Below are 17454 nucleotides of genomic sequence, written 5' to 3'. Positions count from 1 at the left end.
CCCAAATGTTATCTGTACTCGAACTTTCGCGCAGGCCGCTTTCGCGCAAGCCACTTTCTCATGGGCAGACCGTGGCTATTGCCCGACGCAGTTAGCGCACAATCTGCAAGTCGCGAAGGTGTCGGTACATAGTTGTCTTCTCTCGCGGCTTTCGAGACTCGACTCCATCGCGCACATATCGGAAGCCCAGGCCACCAACTTGAACCGCCCGACCCGTCATCGGACGGTGTAGCTCGCGGGCCGGGGCTTCTTTCGCTTTACGACGGCCACCGCGACCCAATCCGAGTCGGCTCAGCAGGCCTTTGCCGACTCCATCCTCGTTACCGATTTCCGCTTCCGGAGCCGGAACTTCGGCCGCAACGATGCCCGGGGCATCGGGGGTAGGGCGAATCTGCAGGCCGGTGGATGTGCCGGAGAACATCTGATGCTCGTCGACATAGACCTCGCCAGTAAACCCGTTTGTCGAGGACACTCCGGTAATTCCCGGCTCTGTCAGTAGGGCGTAACCAACAATTGCGTGGCCGGTGTCATCGCGAATCAGCGGCACTGGCGTCGTCGGGCGCGTGAGCGCGGCCGCCGCATCGAGCCCTTCTCCTCCTTCGATGCCCCAGTTTTTGGCCGCGGTCGACGGCGCGGTGGGGACATGTGCCACTTCAATCCACAGGAGGTTCTTGCGCATCAGGTAGGTTGCCACGGCAGCCAGTGCCGCGTCGGTGCCAACGACCACAATTCTTAACGGCTCGCTCGGCTTTTGCGGAGCGGGGTGCGGAGCGCCTAAGTGGTCGACTTTCTTCTGCTTGGAGATTTCCTCCGGTGTCGGTGCTGTATCGACAGGCAGTACGTCCTTGGCCAGGTCGTCGATGAAAGCTAGCTCCTTGCGGGTGGGGATCATCGCGACGTCGTGAAGCGCATAGGCGGGTGGTGCCGGAGTAGCTGGTGCTGATGGTGCGGACGGTGCTGATGTAGACCATGATTGGCGGAGCAATTGGGAAAACGCGGGTACATCGGGGCCACACTGCAGCACAACAATACGCATAGGACTACACTCTAATGCGTCGTCTGCAATCCCAGGAGTTGAAGTAGGACTATGGCCGCAATCATTATCGTCGGTGCCCAGTGGGGCGACGAGGGCAAGGGCAAAGCAACCGATATTCTCGGTGGCCGCGTCGACTACGTCGTCAAGCCCAACGGTGGCAATAACGCCGGCCACACCGTTGTCGTTGGCGGTGAGAAGTACGAGCTGAAGCTGCTTCCGGCGGGTGTGCTGTCGGAAAACGCGGTGCCGATTATCGGTAACGGCTGTGTGGTCAACCTCGAGGCGCTTTTCGACGAGATTGATGGCCTCGAAGCTCGCGGTGCAAAAGCCTCCCGCCTGCGCGTTTCCGGCAATGCCCACATGGTTGCTCCGTACCACCAGACGCTGGACCGCGTGACCGAGCGCTTCCTGGGTAAGCGCGCTATCGGCACCACTGGCCGCGGTATCGGCCCGACGTATGCCGACAAGGTCGGCCGTACGGGCTTGCGTGTCCAGGACATTCTGGATGAGTCGATTCTGCGCCAGAAGATTGAGTCTTCGCTGGCTCAGAAGAACCAGATTCTGGTCAAGCTGTACAACCGCCGCGCTATCGACCCGGATGAAGTCTTTGATTACTTCATGGGCTTCGCCGATCGTCTGCGCCCGATGATTATCGACTCGGAGTTTGAGCTCAATCAGGCTTTGGATGCCGGCAAGCACGTCCTCATGGAGGGCGGCCAGGCCACCATGCTCGACGTCGACCACGGCACCTACCCGTTCGTGACCTCCTCGAACCCAACCGCTGGTGGTGCCTGCGTGGGCACCGGCATCGGCCCGACGAAGATCACTTCGGTGCTGGGCATCATGAAGGCCTACACCACCCGCGTCGGTGCTGGCCCGTTCCCGACGGAGCTGTTCGACAAGTGGGGCGAGTACCTGCAGACCACCGGCGGTGAGGTCGGAGTCAACACCGGCCGTAAGCGCCGCTGTGGTTGGTACGACTCGGTGCTGGCTCGCTACGCCGCGCGCGTCAACGGTTTCACGGATCTGTTCATCACCAAGCTGGATGTCCTGACTGGTATCGGCGAGATTCCGATTTGTGTCGCTTACGACGTTGATGGCGTGCGTCACGACGAAATGCCACTCACCCAGTCGGAGTTCCACCACGCTGTCCCGATTTACGAGACCATGCCTGCATGGGACGAAGACATCACTGGCTGCCGCACCTTCGATGAGCTGCCGGACAAGGCCAAGGATTACCTGAACCGCCTGGAGGAGCTCTCCGGCGCTCGCATTTCCTACATCGGTGTTGGCCCGGGTCGTGACCAGACCATCGTTGTCCACGATGTGCTGGACAACTAGCGCTGGGCAACTAGCGCTGGGTACTTAGCCTGGGGGGGGCAGTGGCGAACTAGCCGGAAAATAGTCCGGCTTTCGACCCGACTTTATCGAACTGTTAGATAAAAAATCTTCGGTGTCGAAACTGCTGGCTGCTGTAAAAAAGAACATTTGCTAACCACGAGAAGGCTCTGGGAATTGTCAGTTGACACTGGCATCCCAGAGTCATTTTTGTATCGTAGGCCTCACCGCGTGGTCCAACGACAGAAGTCCAAACGACAGAAGGCGTGTGGTTTTCATGCAAAACACAGGACACCGAGTACAACGACTGGCAAGTTCCGCCGTACTTTCCGGCGCGATGGTTTTCTCCGCAGTAGGTGGAGCCGTTGCAGCTCCCGCGGCTCAGGCGGAACCGGCCCCAGTGCCGGCACCGGCTCCGGCGAAGGCAGATAGCTGTACCCCGAACCCGGCAGCACCTGAAATCCAGGAGGCCCTGGATAAGGTCAACAGGGAGCGTCCGAACAACCATGATGGGTGGAAGTACACTGGCACCTCCAACTTCAGCCCGTGTAGCGATTTGAGCTTTGCTCTCGCAGATCAGGCCAAGCAGGGCAACGCTCAGTCCTCCACTGTGCTGTTGATGTTCCACAAGGGTGAGTTCATTGGTACGGACTCTGACCGGCCTCAGCACATCAACAAGGTGACGCCGACCCCTGATGGTAAGAACATCTCGGTCATCTACCACGACTGGGAGGCCCAGGAGGCCGCAGGTGCGCCGAACGCTGATGCGGCCAAGTTCACCTCTAATGTTCACTTCTTCTGGAACGGCGATCACGTCGTCCACGAGGGCAAGATTCCCGGCGGGGCGAAGCCCGCTTCCTAAGGACTCCCGAGAATTTTCGAGAGCTTTCGAGAATTCTTGGACACTCCCGGGGTCTCTTGAATTTTCCCAAGTAAACTCAATTCAGAGTCGGACATGAGAAAGTAATGCTCCGTCGTAGCTCAGTGCTTGAGAAAACTTGAGAGAACAGAAGAGGTTCCAGCCATGAGTGGTCATTCAGTTCGTCGCGGGTCGATGCTGGTTAGCGCGGCGGTCGCAGGTGTAGTGGCTTTGTCCGGTTGCTCCACTGATGAGACCGCAGCACCGACCTCTGCTTCTCAGGTAGATCAAGAAACGACGACCATCACTACGACCACCACTGTCGAGGATGACAGTGAAAGTGCAGATACCCCCAATCTGGATGTCGATGACAACGACCCCGATGGGGGTTCTTCTGCGCCAACCCAGGAAGAGGCTTTCGAAGAAGCGGTTGCCGACCTGAACTCAATGGAAGGTGGCAATGGCAGCGGTTGGACAGTCACGGACGATACGAACTGGGATACCACCAGCGAGTTGACCTTTGCCTCAGCAGTACAGAATGAAATTACGCATTCAACTACCGCTGGTGCAGTGCTGCTGTTTCATAAGGGCGAGTACGTGGGGACCGCCGGTGGTCCGCAGACAATCAACTCGGTCGAGGGTGATGGCAAAACTGTGACCGTCAATTTCTTCGATGTCAATAAAATGATCGAAGACGGCGGTGCCTTCGCCTTTAAAGACCAGTACAACGCTCCCGTTACGTACTCCTGGGATGGGGCAGAGGTTGCTCAAGAAGGCGAGATTCCAAAGGCAGAGGGGAATTAAACGCTCACCCCGCACTCTCTCCAGATGCGAGTGCTGTCAGGCCGTTTTAAAGTAGTGGCGCACCACACAGTTTTCACCCAGATTTCTGTGTTCCGTAAACCTCCGACGGTAGTTTGTCGACACTGTGTTGTCGGTACTATGCCGTCGCTATGAAGTCGCTAATACTACGCCCAAAGAGGAAAAATCACCGGCCATGTCTTCTCGCAACTCATCTGACTCCATGTTTGACGAACGGACCAAGCAGAGCGAGCAGCCTCAGAATTCACGCGTCCACGGCACGCGCCGCGCAATCGCGGCCATCGCTATGGGCGCGTTTGCTATTTCTCCTATTGCAGCCTGCAGCAATGATGCAGACAACGACGCGGCGTCGTCGTCAAGCAGTGCAAGCGCGGTCAGCACTACGTCGAGCGAAGAGAAGACCTTTGAAAAGCAGCAGGTCGCTGAGCTGAATGCGGCCGCGAATGTGCGGCCGGCTGCGATGGCTAAGCTGCCGGAGGGTTTTGATCTGCAGTCACACCGTGGTGGTCGCGGTGAGTGGACGGAGGAGTCCAAGCAGGCGATGATCAACTCGTTGGAGCTGGGCGTTACGACGTTGGAGCTGGACATCGTCCTGACGAAGGATGGCGTGCCTATGGTCTGGCACGATCCGGAAATCCAAGACGACAAGTGCTCGGACACCGAGCCAGTGACGGAGGGGGATCCGCAGTACCCGTACGTCGGCAAGCTCGTGCATGACCTCACCTATGAGCAGGTACAAACCCTGGTCTGCGACAAGAAGCTCGAGGACTTCCCGGATGCGGAGCCAATCAAGGGCAACAGGATGATGACCCTGCCGGAGCTGTTCGAGCTAACTAAGGACAACCAGGACATCCACTTCAACATTGAGACCAAGATTGAGGGCGAAAAGCGCGCTGACTCGGCAGAACCACAGGAGTTCGTCGATGTGATTCTCGACGAGATTGACCGCGCGGGTGTGGCTGATCGAGTGATGATTCAGTCCTTCGATTGGCGCTCGCTGCCGCTGGTCGCGGAACGGAACCCGGAGATTCCACTGGTCATGCTGTGGGACGAGACCACCTGGAAGAAGGATTCTCCTTGGGTCGGCGATGTCAATTACGACGAGGTCAATGGCGACATCATCGAGGCCGCCAAGCAGCTCGGCGTGCAGGTGCTCTCGCCGACGCACAGCATTCCTTACGGCAAGACACCGTCAGATGCTGACTACCACCCGGTCGCCACGCCGGAGCTAATCTCCCGTGCGCATGAGGCCGGCATGAAGGTGGTGCCGTGGACCGTAAATGAAAAGGAGACCATGCGCGAGCAAATTGCCGCTGGTGTCGACGGCATCATCACCGACTACCCGACGCGACTGCGCGAGGTCTTGGCCGAGCTGAAAATGCCGCTGCCGGAGTCTGCTCCGGTGGGTGATGCAGCGATGTCGACGAACTAGTAAACCCGGCCAGCACCAGCGGAAACTCGTCTGTATCCCTGTTTTGCCCATGTTTAGCTCTGCGGGCCGAGCATGTTTCGTGTCACACTTGACCTTATGACGCGTTTGAAAGTGCTTGCCGACGTTGACACGGGTATCGATGACAGTCTTGCTCTCGTCTACCTCGCAGGGTTACATACCGCAGGCGAGATCGAGCTGGTGGGTGTGACCTGCGCAGGTGGTAACACCACTGCGGCATGGTCCGCTCGCAACACCAAGTACATGTTGAATCTCTGCGGTTGCCCGGAGGTCCCGGTTGTCAGCGGTTTCGAGGGGCCCGCTGACCGTGAGCTGACTACCACGCCTGAGACTCATGGTCCGTACGGGCTGGGCTACAACCTGGCGCCACCGGCCGTCATCTACGAGCCGGGGCGCGGAGGGGCGGCGGATCCGCTGGCGCTGTGGCGCCAGGTCATCGAACAGGCGCGGTCGACGGGGGAGAAGGTGCACCTGCTGGTCACTGGCCCTATGACTACCTACGTGGCCGCTTTGAAGAAGTACCCAGAACTCATGCGGGAGCTCGACGGTGTGACCATTATGGGCGGTGCTGTGGAGTACCACGGTAACGTTACCGAGTTTGCGGAATGGAACTTCTGGGTCGACCCCACCGCGGTCACCGAGGTCTTCGGCACCGCGGGCGCTGTGGCCGTCGAGCGCCCGGAGGATGCCGTGCGCAGCATCGCCACCGCCGCAGGCGCGCCGGTGCCGACGCTGGTTCCGCTCAATGTCACCGAGACCATCACCATTAGTGATACTGAGATTGAATCCTGGCGAGATGCCGGTATGAACTCGGAGCTGCTGCGTGTTCTGCGCCGCTCGCTGAAGTTCTACTTTGAGTTCCACCAGGGAGTTGGAGTCGGTTACAAGGCGCAGGTTCATGACCTCTTCGCTGCGATGGTGGCCGTCGGTGCGGTGACCGGGGAAGTGGAGAAGATGCGCCTCGTGGGCGTCGATAGGCGAACTTTTGCAGATGAGCCTGCGCGGCGCGGACAGGTGGTGGAAGATCCTGCCGGTTCGGTGGCGAATGTTGTCCTGGCCGCTGACCGTGAGGTGGCGCTGGCTGAGTTCCAGCGGGTGTTCCCGCGCTAGGTTCCCCGCCCGTGCCCGCCGCGGTGAATCCGCTCGCTGTCGTATGCTGGAGACAATCAATTTCACAGCTGCTGGTTGTGCAGCGTACGTGCCGTAGACGAAAGCGAGTTTATCTCGATGTTCACCCCTGAAGTCACCGGAACCCCGTACCAGCCGGAAGCAACGCGAGTTCTGCTGCTCGGCTCTGGCGAGCTCGGCAAGGAGGTGACCATTGCTTTCCAACGTCTTGGCGTTGAGGTGCACGCTGCCGATCGCTACGAGCATGCACCGGCACACCAGGTCGCTCACCACGCCTACGTCTTGAATATGTCGGATTCCAGTGCACTGCGGGATCTGATTCTCCAGGTCAAGCCCCACTTCATCGTCCCCGAGATCGAGGCCCTGGCAACCGAGGTGCTGGAAGAGGTTGAGGAAGACGAGACGCTGGACGTCACCGTTATTCCAACCGCACGGGCGACTCAGCTGACCATGAACCGAGAGGGTATTCGCCGTCTGGCTGCGGAAGAGGTTGGGCTGCCGACTTCCCGCTATCACTTCGCCTCCAGCTTTGATGAATTCACCGCAGCTGTCGATGAGATTGGCTTCCCGTGTGTGGTCAAGCCGGTCATGAGTTCCTCGGGCAAGGGGCAGTCCACGCTGCGTTCGCCGGAGGATGTCCAGGCCGCGTGGGATTATGCCATGAGTGGCGGCCGCGTCGAGTCCGGCCGCGTCATTGTGGAGGGCTTCGTCGATTTCGACTACGAGATCACGCTGCTGACCGTGCGCTCCGTTGATCCGGAGACCGGCGAGGGGGCAACGTGGTTCTGTGAGCCCATTGGGCACCGTCAGCAGGACGGCGACTACGTTGAGTCATGGCAGCCGGCTGCCATGAGTGAAAACGCCCTGGACAATGCGCGCTCTGTCGCCGCGCGCATCACCAACGCGCTGGGCGGTCGCGGTATCTTCGGCGTCGAGCTGTTTGTCCGCGGCGATGAGGTGTGGTTCTCCGAGGTCAGCCCGCGTCCGCACGACACCGGCATGGTCACCATGGGCACCCAGCGTTTCTCTGAGTTCGAGCTGCACGCGCGTGCAGTGTTGGGTCTGCCTATCGACGTCACGCTGGTGTCCCCGGGAGCCTCCGCTGTGGTCTACGGCGGTGCTGACATCGAGCAGCCGGGTTACACCGGGCTGACGGAGGCCATGGCTATTCCGGAGACTGATATTCGTATCTTTGGTAAGCCGGTCGCTGGCCCGCGTCGCCGCATGGGCGTTGCTGTTTCAACCGCGGATTCTGTCGATGCTGCTCGTGAGCGTGCATCGGAGGCGGCATCAAAGATTAAGGTCGTCGAACTGGGCTAGTTCGACGACCTAGTGTGCGCTGCTGGTGTTGCTTGGGAAAGGAACGCTGCAGCGCACTTTTTTGTGCCCGCTGTGGTGCGTAAGCTACTTGATCTACTTGGACTTCTGTACCGGTGGCTCGGCCGACCAGGGGAAGACGATCCAGTCATCGGTGTGCTTCCAGACGTAGTCCGGTGCAATCTCCGAGCGGGACTTGCCGTAGAGCACAGCGGAACGGACTTCAGCGCCGTGCTTCTTGAGCAGGTCGAGCACCAGATGCAGCGTGCGACCGGAGTCGGCCACATCGTCAACGACCAGCAGGCGGCGGTTGGAAATCGATTCGATGTCCAGGAGCGGCTCCAGCAGAACCGGATCCGGCAGGGTCTCCGCCACGTCGGTGTAGAACTCGACGTTGATGGCGTCAGAGAGCTTGACGCCCATGGTGTAGCTGAGTGCGCCTGCTGGCAGCAGGCCACCGCGGGCCACGGCGATAATAATCTCCGGGTCGAAGTCCGAGTCGACAATCTGCTGTGCCAGTTCACGGGAGGCGACGCCGAAGCCTTCCCAGGTCAGAACTTCCTTGACGTCCAGGTTGGATGAGTCTGCATGATAAGCCATGTATTAACTCTAATCCGAAAATCGACTGACGTGCATAATCAACTGTCCGGTTAGACCCGATGCGCTAGCTCGCGACGGTCTCCACAACAGCTTCGTGCACAGCTTCGGCCACGTCATCGGCATCTGGCTGCTTTGCGACGACCGTGGAGGCCGCAACCATGTCAGCCCACTCGACCAGCTTCTTGCGCTCGCGGCCTTCGGCTTCGCCCGCGGCACGCTCGGCGGCGTCGAGTGCGTGCCAGCCCTCCCAGGTGGTGACCTGGAGGCCCTTGTCGGCCAGGAACTCGTCGACGTCGTTATGCGTGGGCTTTGCAGGTGCGGCCAGGCGACCTGCCTCCCAGTCGGCGATGAGGTTGCCGACAGCTTCGTTGGCATCGCCCTTGGTGTTACCGATTAGGCCGACCGGGCCACGGCGAATCCAGCCGGTGGTGTACAGGCCCTGGATGTGGTTGCCGTCGATGTCGTCAAGCACGCGGCCGCCGGCATCTGGGATGGTGTGCGTGCCGGTGTCGAACGGTACGCCGGTGACTGCGTCGGAGCGGTAGCCGACTGCGCGGTAGACCGCACCGACCGGCCATTCGGTGAACTTGCCGGTGCCGCGGACGCCACCCTCGCCGTCGAGTTCGGTGCGTTCGGTGCGGATAGCGCTGACGTGCTGTACTCCATCTTCACCGGTCTCGCCGATGATTTCGACCGGGGACTCGAAGAAGTGGATGAAGAGCTTGTGCGGGGCGCCCTTTGGCTCGCGGATGGCGTAGTTTTCCAGAATCGTACAGACCTGATCGGTGATCTTGGACTCGCGACGGGACGTTTCGGAGGCGGCATCGTACTGGATGTCCTCCGGATTCACGACAACCTCAATGGTGTCAGAGTGGTCCAGTTCCTTCAGCTCCAGTGGAGTGAACTTTGCCTGAGCCGGACCGCGACGGCCAAAGACATGGACTTCGCGGGCGGCATTCTTTGCCAGGCCGTCGTAGACGTTGTCGGCGATTTCGGTGACGTGCAGCTCATCGGCAGTCTTGGCGAGAATACGGGCGACGTCGAGACCCACGTTACCGACGCCGATCACAGCGACCGACTCAGCAGAGAGGTCCCATTCGCGAGCAAACTCCGGGTGGGAGTCGTAGAAACCTACGAACTCACCGGCGCCGTAGTGCTCCGGCAGATCCGAGCCCGGGATGTTCAGATCACGGTCGCGGGTCGCGCCAGTGGCGAAGATGATGGCGTCGTAGAACTGGCGCAGTTCATCAACGCTGACCTGCTTGCCGACGTCCACGTTGCCCAGCAGTCGAACCTGCGGCTTGTCCAGCACTCGGTGGAGGGACTTAATGATGCCCTTGATTCGCGGGTGGTCTGGCGCAACACCGTAGCGGATGAGGCCGAACGGCACTGGAAGGCGCTCGTAGAGGTCGATGGCGACATCGCGGCCGGACTTCATCAGCGCGTCGGAGGCGTAGATACCGGCCGGGCCCGAGCCAACCACGGCTACACGCAGCGGCGTGGTGGAGTTGGCGAGATCGGGCAGTGAGGAAGCGGCCGTGTTCTGGGCTGCAGTCTGGTCGTTGGTCATTGGGTGGAATCCTTTTTCTACGTTTTCTTTGTCGCGATTGCTTATCGTAGACCAATCGGTCTATGCTTGCTGAAACAGAATATAGACAAACTGGTCTACAAAAAGCAAACACAAAACACCGCAAGAATCACTGCTTTGGCTTGAGAGGGTTTTGCTGCGCATCGCTTCTGCTGAATGAGCTCTGAAAGGGGCTCGGCGTGCGGGCATCGTGGCAACGGCAGGCTCTGGTTGGGTAAGCGGGGAAGGGCTTGTCATGGAAAAACTCATAGTCTTCGTGCTAATCGGCCTTGGCGCGCAATTAGTCGACGGCACTCTGGGGATGGCTTTCGGTGTCACCGCTACTTCGCTGTTTATTGTCGCTGGTAGTAGTGCTGCCACTGCGTCGGCGGTGGTTCACGTAGCAGAGGTGGGTACGACACTGGCCTCCGGTATTTCACACTGGCGATTCGGCAATGTCGACTGGCGACGCGCGCTGAGTCTTGGCGTGCCGGGTGCTATCGGTGCCTTTATTGGTGCGACCTTTTTGGCGAATCTCGACGGTGATGCTGCGACGCCTGTGACCTCGACAATCTTGCTTTTCCTCGGTCTGTGGGTGATTATCCGCTTCGCCTTTTTGGCCAGTGTTAAGCGCAAGAAGAAGGCCTGGGGGGCGAAGAAGCTCGCTCCGCTGGGGCTCTTTGGTGGCCTGCTTGATTCCACGGGAGGTGGTGGTTGGGGGCCTGTTACCACCTCAACTTTGCTCGGCGCTGAGGCTGACCAGCCGCGCAAGATTATCGGTACTGTCTCTGCGGCGGAATTTCTCGTTGCCTCGGCGGCTGTACTGGGCTTTTTGCCCAAGCTGCGGGAGGAATTTACCCAGCATGCCGCACCGGTAATTGGTTTGTTGTGCGGTGGTGTGATTGCGGCACCCTTGGCTGCGTACCTGGTGGGGCGCATTAATCCGCGGCTGCTTGGGATTGCGATCGGCGGCGTGTTGGTGGGGCTGAATATTCGCACTCTGTTTTTGTCGCTGGTTTCTGGTGGCGTGCTGGCAACGGTTCTGCTCGTGTGGGCTTTTGTTGTCGTCGCGCTGGTGCTGTGGGCGCGTTCGCACGACACTCTTCCGGGGCTGCGTCAGCGGATCCAACTTGAGCCGACTTCTCAGTCTCCCTCGGCTGATGTGTCTAGTTCTGGATCTCCATCACCCGCTTCGGTTGATGTCGGGGCCGAGGATGCTTCTGAAGGTGTCAAAGTGGGTGCGAAAAACGGTGTCCGCGTGGGCGAAGCGGGGGTCCGCTAGGTATCCGAGCGTGTCCCGGCTTGCACTAGCCAGACTGGTCGGTCTAATGTTGCCTGCAATGCAACGTAGACCAAACGGTCTATAAAGATTAGAAACTAATTCGGTCAACGAGAACAAAACGAAAGTGATTCGGTAGATTCCCCATGAGCTCTCCTACGAAAACCGCCGAGCGTCCAGCTTCCGCAGCGGCTACCCGACGTAAGAAGCGCGCACCGAAGCCACAGGGGCAGTGGCTTATCGACGGCCGCGAGCCACTTAACGACGACGAGCGCATTAAGAAAGAAGATGCTGGCATCGCCGTTAAGCAGCGTGTTATCGACATCTACTCCAAGCAGGGGTTTGACTCCATCCCCGCGGAGGACCTAGCGCCTCGCTTTAAGTGGATTGGCCTCTACACCCAGCGCAAGCAGGGGCTTAGCGGTGAGCACACCGGCGTGAAGACCAACGCCGAGCTGCAGGACAAGTACTTTATGCTCCGCGTCCGCCTCGACGGTGGCCAGACCACCACCGAGGGCATTCGCACCATCGGCGAGATTTCCCGCGACTTCGCCCGCGACACTGCGGACTTCTCCGACCGCCAGAACGTCCAGCTGCACTGGATTCGCGTCGAAGATATGCCGGAGATCTGGGAGCGCCTTGAGCGAGTTGGTCTCGACACCAACTTTGGCTGCGGCGACGTTCCCCGCGTTATTCTAGGCAGCCCGGTTGCCGGTGTTGCGGCCGATGAAATTGTCGACGGCACCAACGCCATCCGCTGCATCAAGGAGGAGTACCTCTCCGGCGACGAGTTCTCCAACCTACCGCGTAAGTTTAAGTCGGCAGTTTCCGGTTCCCCGCGTCTCGATGTCACCCACGAGGTCCAGGACGTTGCCTTCGTCGGTGTCAATCATCCAGAGCACGGCCCCGGTTTCGACGTTTGGGTCGGTGGTGGTCTCTCCACCAACCCGATGCTCGCCCAGCGTCTCGGCGCCTGGATCCCAGAGGACGAGGTTCCCGAGGTATGGGCGGGCGTGTGCCGCATCTTCCGGGACTACGGCTACCGTCGCCTGCGCAATCGTGCGCGTCTGAAGTTCCTCGTTGCCGAATGGGGCGCGGAGAAGTTCCGCCAGGTACTCGAAGACGACTACCTCAACCGCAAGCTTATCGACGGCCCCGCACCCGAACCTTTCGAGGGCGACCGTGACCACATCGGCGTGCACAAGCAGGCCGACGGTCTCAACTACGTCGGTGTTAAGCCCGCTGTTGGCCGTGTTCCGGGCTCTGACCTGGTCAAGCTCGCCGACATCGCCGAGCGCCACGGTGTTTCCCGCGTCCGCACCACCGTGATGAAGGAGCTCATTCTCCTCGACGTCGCCGACGACCAGGTCGACTCCCTGCTCGCAGAACTCGACGAAATTGGCCTGTCTGCCAAGCCTTCTGCTTTCCGACGGGGCATCCTGGCCTGCACCGGCCTAGAGTTCTGCAAGCTCGCACTTGTCACCACGCGCCAGCGCGCAATTGATTTGGTGGGCGACTTGGAGGAACGCCTCGGTGACCTCGACGTCCCAATCACCATTGCGCTCAATGGCTGCCCGAATGCCTGCGCCCGCACGCAGATTGCCGACATCGGACTCAAGGGGCAGATTGTCACCGACGACGAGGGCAACCGTGTCGAGGGTTTCCAGGTTCACCTCGGTGGTTCGCTGGGGCTCGATGCCAACTTCGGCCGCAAGGTTCGCGGACACAAGGTCACCTCGGCAGAACTGGGTGACTACATCGAGCGCGTCGTCAATCACTTCAAGGAACAGCGCCACGAGGGTGAACAGTTCCGCGAGTGGATTGTCCGCGCTGATGAGGAGGACCTGAAGTGAGTGAATCTCCCAATGGGGTTCGGTCGCAGGGGCCGTCGTCAAGCGAAAAAGACGAGACGCCAGCGCGACTGGGAATCGGTGGCCGAAGCGCACACCCCAATCCGAACCGGGGTGCGGTGATGCATTGCCCTTACTGCGGCGGTGATGATCTGTGGCCCGACCTGGAAACCGATTACGCCTGGCAATGCCGCGAATGCTGCCGGGTATTCACAGTGAAACTGCACGGACATATCGATAGAAAGGTGGCGTCATGAGCACGGGACTGAAAACCGCTGAGGTCATTAAGACTCAGGAGGCGCTCGCGCGTGAAGACGCGCTGGACAACCCGGAAACTGCTCGCCGTCTGATTGAGCTCGCACTGGAGTGGGGCTCCAAGCTGGAGACCGCCACTGCTGGGGAAGTATTGGAATGGGGTGCGGAGCACCTGCACACGCCACTGGCTGTGACCCTGTCGATGCAGGACACAGTGTTGGCGGAACTGGCTGCTCGGCACGCGCCGGAGGCAGATCTGATTTTCCTGGATACCGGTTACCACTTCCCGGAGACCCTCGACGTGGCAGAGCAGGTCGCACAGCGTTACGACAACCGACTGCTGTCGATTGAGCCGAAGCGCACCCGCGCCGAGCAGGACGCCGAAGAGGGCGTTGATCTGTACAAGACCGACCCGACGCGTTGCTGCGCATTGCGGAAGGTCGAGCCGCTGTCTGCCGTGAAGCGCCCCTACGAGGGCTGGGTCACAGGTCTGAAGCGCGTCGACGCGCCGACCCGCGCACACACGCCGGTACTGGAGATCGACAAGACTGGTCGCATCAAGCTCAACCCGTTGGCCACCTGGACAGATGAGGATGTTGCCCAGTACATCGAGGACAACGACCTCATTGTGCATCCGCTGACGCAACAGGGGTTCCCGTCGATTGGCTGCGCGACATGCACCGCGCGAGTGGCAGAGGGCGCGGATCCGCGCTCGGGTCGCTGGGCGGGCTCCGAGAAGACTGAGTGCGGATTGCACCTCTAGTTCGAGCGGCTAGCAGACAGCTACTTGCCGCCAGCCACTAGCCGCCCGCCGATAACCGATATCAGCTAAAACAGCGCAGTTACAACAGCCAACACAGCCCCAACAGAAAGAACCCCCATGACTAGCTCAACCACCGTTTCCGTACAAAACCGCCTCGACCCGCGGCTTGCCGAGCTGGAAGCCGAGGCCATCGACATTATTCGCCAGACCGCCGGTCAGTTCGAGCGTCCGGCACTACTTTTCTCCGGCGGAAAGGATTCCGTCGTCGTGCTCGAGCTGGCCAAGCGCGCCTTCGCACCGGCGGGTATCCCGCTGGAGCTGCTCCACGTCGACACCGGCCACAACTTCCCCGAAGTTATTGAATTCCGCGACAAGATTGCCGCTCAGCCGGGCATCAAGCTGCACGTAGCCAAGGTCCAAGACTGGATCGACAGCGGCGTGCTCACCGAGCGTGCCGACGGCACCCGCAACCCCTTGCAGACCGTGCCGCTGGTGGAGACCATTGCCAACCGCGGTTACGATGCCGTTCTCGGTGGCGCCCGCCGCGATGAGGAGAAGGCCCGCGCAAAGGAGCGTGTGTTCTCCGTCCGCGACTCCTTCGGCGGTTGGGATCCACGCCGTCAGCGCCCTGAGCTGTGGGGCCTCTACAACGGTCGCCACGCCGCCGGAGAGAACGTTCGCGTTTTCCCGATCTCGAACTGGACCGAGGCCGACGTCTGGGCCTATATCGAAGCCCGTGACATCGAACTGCCTCCCATCTACTTCGCCCACGAGCGTGAGGTGTTCAACCGCGGCGGCATGTGGTTGGCACCGGGCGAGTGGGGTGGCCCCCGCGACGGCGAGACCCTCGAGGTTCGCACTGTCCGCTACCGCACTGTCGGTGACATGAGCTGCACCGGCGCTGTCGAATCGACTGCCACCACTATTGCGGAGGTCATGGAGGAACTTCGCACATCCAAGCTCACCGAGCGCGGCGCTACCCGCGCAGATGACAAGTTGTCCGAATCCTCCATGGAAGACCGTAAGAAGGAAGGTTACTTCTGATGAGCCAGCCAAATTCCCCAGCTACCCTGATTTCCGCTGACCGCGCCACTCGCGCTCGTCGCACTCTTCGCCTGTGCACCGCTGGCTCCGTCGACGACGGTAAGTCCACCTTCGTCGGTCGCCTGCTGCACGACACGAAGAATATCCTCGCTGACCAGTACGAGGCCGTCGTCGCCTCCTCACAGGCGCGCGGTCAGGAAAACCCGGACCTGTCGCTGCTGGTCGACGGTCTGCGGGCCGAGCGTGAGCAGGGCATCACCATCGATGTCGCCTACCGCTACTTCGCCACCGACGTCCGCTCCTTCATCCTCGCCGACTGCCCAGGTCACGAGCAGTACACCCGAAACACCGTCACCGGTATGTCCACCGCCGAGGCCGTCGTTTTGCTTATCGACGCGCGCAACGGCGTCGTGACGCAGACCAAGCGTCACGCAACGGTGGCCGGTCTGCTGGGCGTTCGCCACGTGATTTTCGCAGTCAACAAGATTGACTTGCTGGACTACAGCGAAGAGGCCTTCCGCGCCATTGAGTCGGATGTGGCAGCACTAGCAGAGCGCCTGGGTCTGCAGAACACCTTCGTTGTTCCAGTGTCGGCTCTGGTCGGCGACAACATTGTCGATTCTTCTGAGCACACTCCGTGGTACGAGGGTCCGACCGTGCTGGAGCTGCTGGAAAACCTCAACATCGGTGCCGACCTGGAAACCGATGCCGAGGCTGACCTGCGCCTGCCCATCGACTATGTCATTCGCGATCACGCCACTGAATACCGTGGTTACGCCGGCCGTATCGCCGCAGGTAGCGTGCGTGTGGGCGATGTTGTCTCCGTAGACGCCAACCGTCAGGCTACGGTCACGAAGATCACCGTGGCAGCTGAGGATGTCACTGAGGCCGTGGCCGGCCAGTCGGTGGCCATCAGCCTGGATGCCGAGTTCGACCTAGCCCGTGGCGACCTCATCAGTGGCACGCGCCCGGAAGACGTGCGCCGTTTCTCCGCCGTGGCCGTCCACCTTGCAGACAAGCCGTTGGCAGTCGGTCGCGTCGTAGAGGTGCGCTATGGTGCCGCGCTGGTGCGTGGTCGTATCGCTTCCGTCGATGCGCTCATCGATATCGAAACCGGTGAGCCCACCGGTGTGGCTGATCAGCTTGCAGTCAACGACGTCGCGGAGATCACCGTCGAGGTCGCACAGCCGCTGCCGGTCGATGCCTACCGCGTCGGTGGCCGTGTCGGTGCATTCCTGCTCATCGAGCCGGGCACCGGTGACACCCTCACCGCAGGCCTCGTGCGTGGCGCTGCCCAGTAGAGCCGCCAGATAGAGAAACCAGAAAGCACAGCTAGCGAGCCTGAGGAGACCATCGATGACCGCACTGATTCTGCTTGCGCACGGTTCCCGGCACCCAGAGACCAAACCGGTGCTCGAAGAGGTGGTCGCACTCGTGCGCGAGAAGATGCCGCTCACCCGTCTGGATGCGCCCTCTCAGATTCGCCTCGCCTGGCTGGACCTCGACGAGCCCTCGCTAGATGCCGTATGTGGTGAGCTCGCCGCTGCCGGCGAGACTCAGGCGCTGGCCGTACCGCTGCTGTTCACCGATGCGTTCCACTCGCGAGTCGATGTTCCCGAGCAGGTTCGACTCTGCGATCGGCATGGTGTTGACATCACAGTGGCTGAAGGACTCGGGCTTGGCGACGGCACGAAGCGCGCCGTCGTGAAGCGAATCATTGAAGCGGCGGAGAATGCGTCTTTTTCCTGGCCGGTCGATGCGCTGGTGATGGGGGTCGGCTCCTCTGATGAGGAGGCCAATGCGGCGGTGCACCAATTTGCGGCAAATCTTGGCGGGATGCTGCCGGGACATGTGAGTGCAGCATTCGTGGTCGGTCCTGAGAAGATCAAGGGATCCGATGCTGTGGCCGTGGCACAGGAGCGCGCGGCCAAGCGCGGTCGCGGACTCGTAGTGGTGCCGCTGTTTACCGCGCCGGGCCTATTGTGGGATCGAGTCATCGAGGCGGGCGCTGCCGACGGTGCTGGTCAGGTGGCTTTTGGTGAGCCATTGGCCGAGCTGTTGGCGCCGATTGTGTGCTGCCGCTGGGACTCGCGCGCCGCGTACACGGACGTGAAGGTAGTGGCGTAGCCGACGCTTTTTATCCGTC

At 60.7% G+C, this 17454-nt stretch carries 15 protein-coding genes; 12 read left to right on the top strand and 3 right to left on the bottom strand.

Annotated elements, in window-relative coordinates; genetic code table 11:
* Nucleotides 1–91: 91 nt before the first annotated feature.
* A complete protein-coding gene (locus HMPREF2920_RS07020) occupies nucleotides 92–1036 on the bottom strand; it encodes a hypothetical protein (protein WP_246816239.1) in 945 nt (314 codons plus the stop codon).
* A 51-nt stretch (nucleotides 1037–1087) separates the two neighbouring features.
* Between HMPREF2920_RS07020 and HMPREF2920_RS07015 the strand changes: the two genes are divergently transcribed.
* The 6 genes from HMPREF2920_RS07015 (at nucleotide 1088) to purT (ending at nucleotide 7953) form a co-directional block, all read left to right on the top strand.
* A complete protein-coding gene (locus HMPREF2920_RS07015; protein ID WP_016421542.1) occupies nucleotides 1088–2377 on the top strand; it encodes an adenylosuccinate synthase in 1290 nt (429 codons plus the stop codon).
* Between the two features lie 274 nt (nucleotides 2378–2651).
* Nucleotides 2652–3236 (top strand): LppP/LprE family lipoprotein, encoded by a 585-nt coding sequence (locus tag HMPREF2920_RS07010; RefSeq protein WP_016421541.1) that lies wholly within the window; start codon nucleotides 2652–2654, stop codon nucleotides 3234–3236.
* Nucleotides 3237–3398: 162 nt separating this feature from the next.
* Nucleotides 3399–4037, top strand: a complete 639-nt coding sequence (locus HMPREF2920_RS07005) for an LppP/LprE family lipoprotein (RefSeq protein WP_070601034.1) — start codon at nucleotides 3399–3401, stop codon at nucleotides 4035–4037.
* A gap of 193 nt (nucleotides 4038–4230) precedes the next feature.
* Nucleotides 4231–5487, top strand: coding sequence for a glycerophosphodiester phosphodiesterase family protein (locus HMPREF2920_RS07000; RefSeq protein WP_070601036.1), 1257 nt, complete (start codon nucleotides 4231–4233; stop codon nucleotides 5485–5487).
* 96 nt (nucleotides 5488–5583) lie between these two features.
* Nucleotides 5584–6615: a nucleoside hydrolase gene (locus HMPREF2920_RS06995; protein WP_070546043.1), complete on the top strand. Its 1032-nt coding sequence runs from the start codon at nucleotides 5584–5586 to the stop codon at nucleotides 6613–6615.
* Between the two features lie 117 nt (nucleotides 6616–6732).
* Nucleotides 6733–7953, top strand: a complete 1221-nt coding sequence (gene purT / locus HMPREF2920_RS06990) for a formate-dependent phosphoribosylglycinamide formyltransferase (protein WP_049169873.1) — start codon at nucleotides 6733–6735, stop codon at nucleotides 7951–7953.
* A gap of 93 nt (nucleotides 7954–8046) precedes the next feature.
* Here purT and HMPREF2920_RS06985 read toward each other — a convergent pair whose 3' ends face one another.
* Together HMPREF2920_RS06985 and HMPREF2920_RS06980 are read right to left on the bottom strand one after the other, a co-directional pair.
* Complete coding sequence (locus tag HMPREF2920_RS06985) at nucleotides 8047–8550, bottom strand: phosphoribosyltransferase (protein WP_048734520.1); 504 nt, start codon at nucleotides 8548–8550, stop codon at nucleotides 8047–8049.
* A gap of 64 nt (nucleotides 8551–8614) precedes the next feature.
* Nucleotides 8615–10120, bottom strand: coding sequence for an FAD-dependent oxidoreductase (locus HMPREF2920_RS06980; RefSeq protein ID WP_070854116.1), 1506 nt, complete (start codon nucleotides 10118–10120; stop codon nucleotides 8615–8617).
* A 253-nt stretch (nucleotides 10121–10373) separates the two neighbouring features.
* On the opposite strand from HMPREF2920_RS06980, the gene HMPREF2920_RS06975 reads away from it, so the two are divergent.
* The 6 genes from HMPREF2920_RS06975 (at nucleotide 10374) to HMPREF2920_RS06950 (ending at nucleotide 17435) form a co-directional block, all read left to right on the top strand.
* The gene (locus HMPREF2920_RS06975) at nucleotides 10374–11399 is read left to right on the top strand and encodes a sulfite exporter TauE/SafE family protein (protein WP_069358960.1); all 1026 of its coding nucleotides are present in this window, start codon (nucleotides 10374–10376) and stop codon (nucleotides 11397–11399) included.
* Between the two features lie 143 nt (nucleotides 11400–11542).
* Complete coding sequence (locus tag HMPREF2920_RS06970; RefSeq protein WP_070854115.1) at nucleotides 11543–13249, top strand: nitrite/sulfite reductase; 1707 nt, start codon at nucleotides 11543–11545, stop codon at nucleotides 13247–13249.
* A gap of 250 nt (nucleotides 13250–13499) precedes the next feature.
* Nucleotides 13500–14264 carry a phosphoadenylyl-sulfate reductase gene (locus HMPREF2920_RS06965; protein WP_048734528.1) on the top strand — a complete coding sequence of 255 codons (765 nt, stop codon included), beginning with the start codon at nucleotides 13500–13502 and terminating at the stop codon, nucleotides 14262–14264.
* Between the two features lie 117 nt (nucleotides 14265–14381).
* Complete coding sequence (cysD, locus tag HMPREF2920_RS06960) at nucleotides 14382–15308, top strand: sulfate adenylyltransferase subunit CysD (RefSeq protein ID WP_049189477.1); 927 nt, start codon at nucleotides 14382–14384, stop codon at nucleotides 15306–15308.
* Entirely contained in the window at nucleotides 15308–16609 is a 1302-nt protein-coding gene (locus HMPREF2920_RS06955; RefSeq protein WP_049189478.1) for a sulfate adenylyltransferase subunit 1, read from the top strand. Before cysD ends, HMPREF2920_RS06955 begins: the two co-directional genes overlap by 1 nt.
* Before the next feature lie 55 nt (nucleotides 16610–16664).
* Nucleotides 16665–17435, top strand: coding sequence for a sirohydrochlorin chelatase (locus tag HMPREF2920_RS06950; protein WP_070601040.1), 771 nt, complete (start codon nucleotides 16665–16667; stop codon nucleotides 17433–17435).
* The last annotated feature ends 19 nt before the right edge of the window (nucleotides 17436–17454 follow it).

It is taken from the genome of Corynebacterium sp. HMSC075F02 (assembly GCF_001838335.1).
GTDB lineage: Bacteria > Actinomycetota > Actinomycetes > Mycobacteriales > Mycobacteriaceae > Corynebacterium > Corynebacterium jeikeium_D.
The sequence above is the reverse complement of the archived record's forward strand: the minus strand, read 5'-3'. Positions and strand labels throughout refer to the sequence as shown.

Coding starts and splice junctions, on each gene's coding strand:
- HMPREF2920_RS07000 (WP_070601036.1), top strand. CDS start 4,231: ATGTCTTCTCGCAACTCATCTGACTCCATGTTTGACGAACGGACCAAG.
- HMPREF2920_RS06975 (WP_069358960.1), top strand. CDS start 10,374: ATGGAAAAACTCATAGTCTTCGTGCTAATCGGCCTTGGCGCGCAATTA.
- HMPREF2920_RS07010 (WP_016421541.1), top strand. CDS start 2,652: ATGCAAAACACAGGACACCGAGTACAACGACTGGCAAGTTCCGCCGTA.
- HMPREF2920_RS07020 (WP_246816239.1), bottom strand. CDS start 1,036: ATGCGTATTGTTGTGCTGCAGTGTGGCCCCGATGTACCCGCGTTTTCC.
- HMPREF2920_RS06985 (WP_048734520.1), bottom strand. CDS start 8,550: ATGGCTTATCATGCAGACTCATCCAACCTGGACGTCAAGGAAGTTCTG.
- HMPREF2920_RS07015 (WP_016421542.1), top strand. CDS start 1,088: ATGGCCGCAATCATTATCGTCGGTGCCCAGTGGGGCGACGAGGGCAAG.
- HMPREF2920_RS06995 (WP_070546043.1), top strand. CDS start 5,584: ATGACGCGTTTGAAAGTGCTTGCCGACGTTGACACGGGTATCGATGAC.
- HMPREF2920_RS07005 (WP_070601034.1), top strand. CDS start 3,399: ATGAGTGGTCATTCAGTTCGTCGCGGGTCGATGCTGGTTAGCGCGGCG.
- purT (WP_049169873.1), top strand. CDS start 6,733: ATGTTCACCCCTGAAGTCACCGGAACCCCGTACCAGCCGGAAGCAACG.
- HMPREF2920_RS06980 (WP_070854116.1), bottom strand. CDS start 10,120: ATGACCAACGACCAGACTGCAGCCCAGAACACGGCCGCTTCCTCACTG.
- HMPREF2920_RS06970 (WP_070854115.1), top strand. CDS start 11,543: ATGAGCTCTCCTACGAAAACCGCCGAGCGTCCAGCTTCCGCAGCGGCT.
- HMPREF2920_RS06950 (WP_070601040.1), top strand. CDS start 16,665: ATGACCGCACTGATTCTGCTTGCGCACGGTTCCCGGCACCCAGAGACC.
- HMPREF2920_RS06955 (WP_049189478.1), top strand. CDS start 15,308: ATGAGCCAGCCAAATTCCCCAGCTACCCTGATTTCCGCTGACCGCGCC.
- cysD (WP_049189477.1), top strand. CDS start 14,382: ATGACTAGCTCAACCACCGTTTCCGTACAAAACCGCCTCGACCCGCGG.
- HMPREF2920_RS06965 (WP_048734528.1), top strand. CDS start 13,500: ATGAGCACGGGACTGAAAACCGCTGAGGTCATTAAGACTCAGGAGGCG.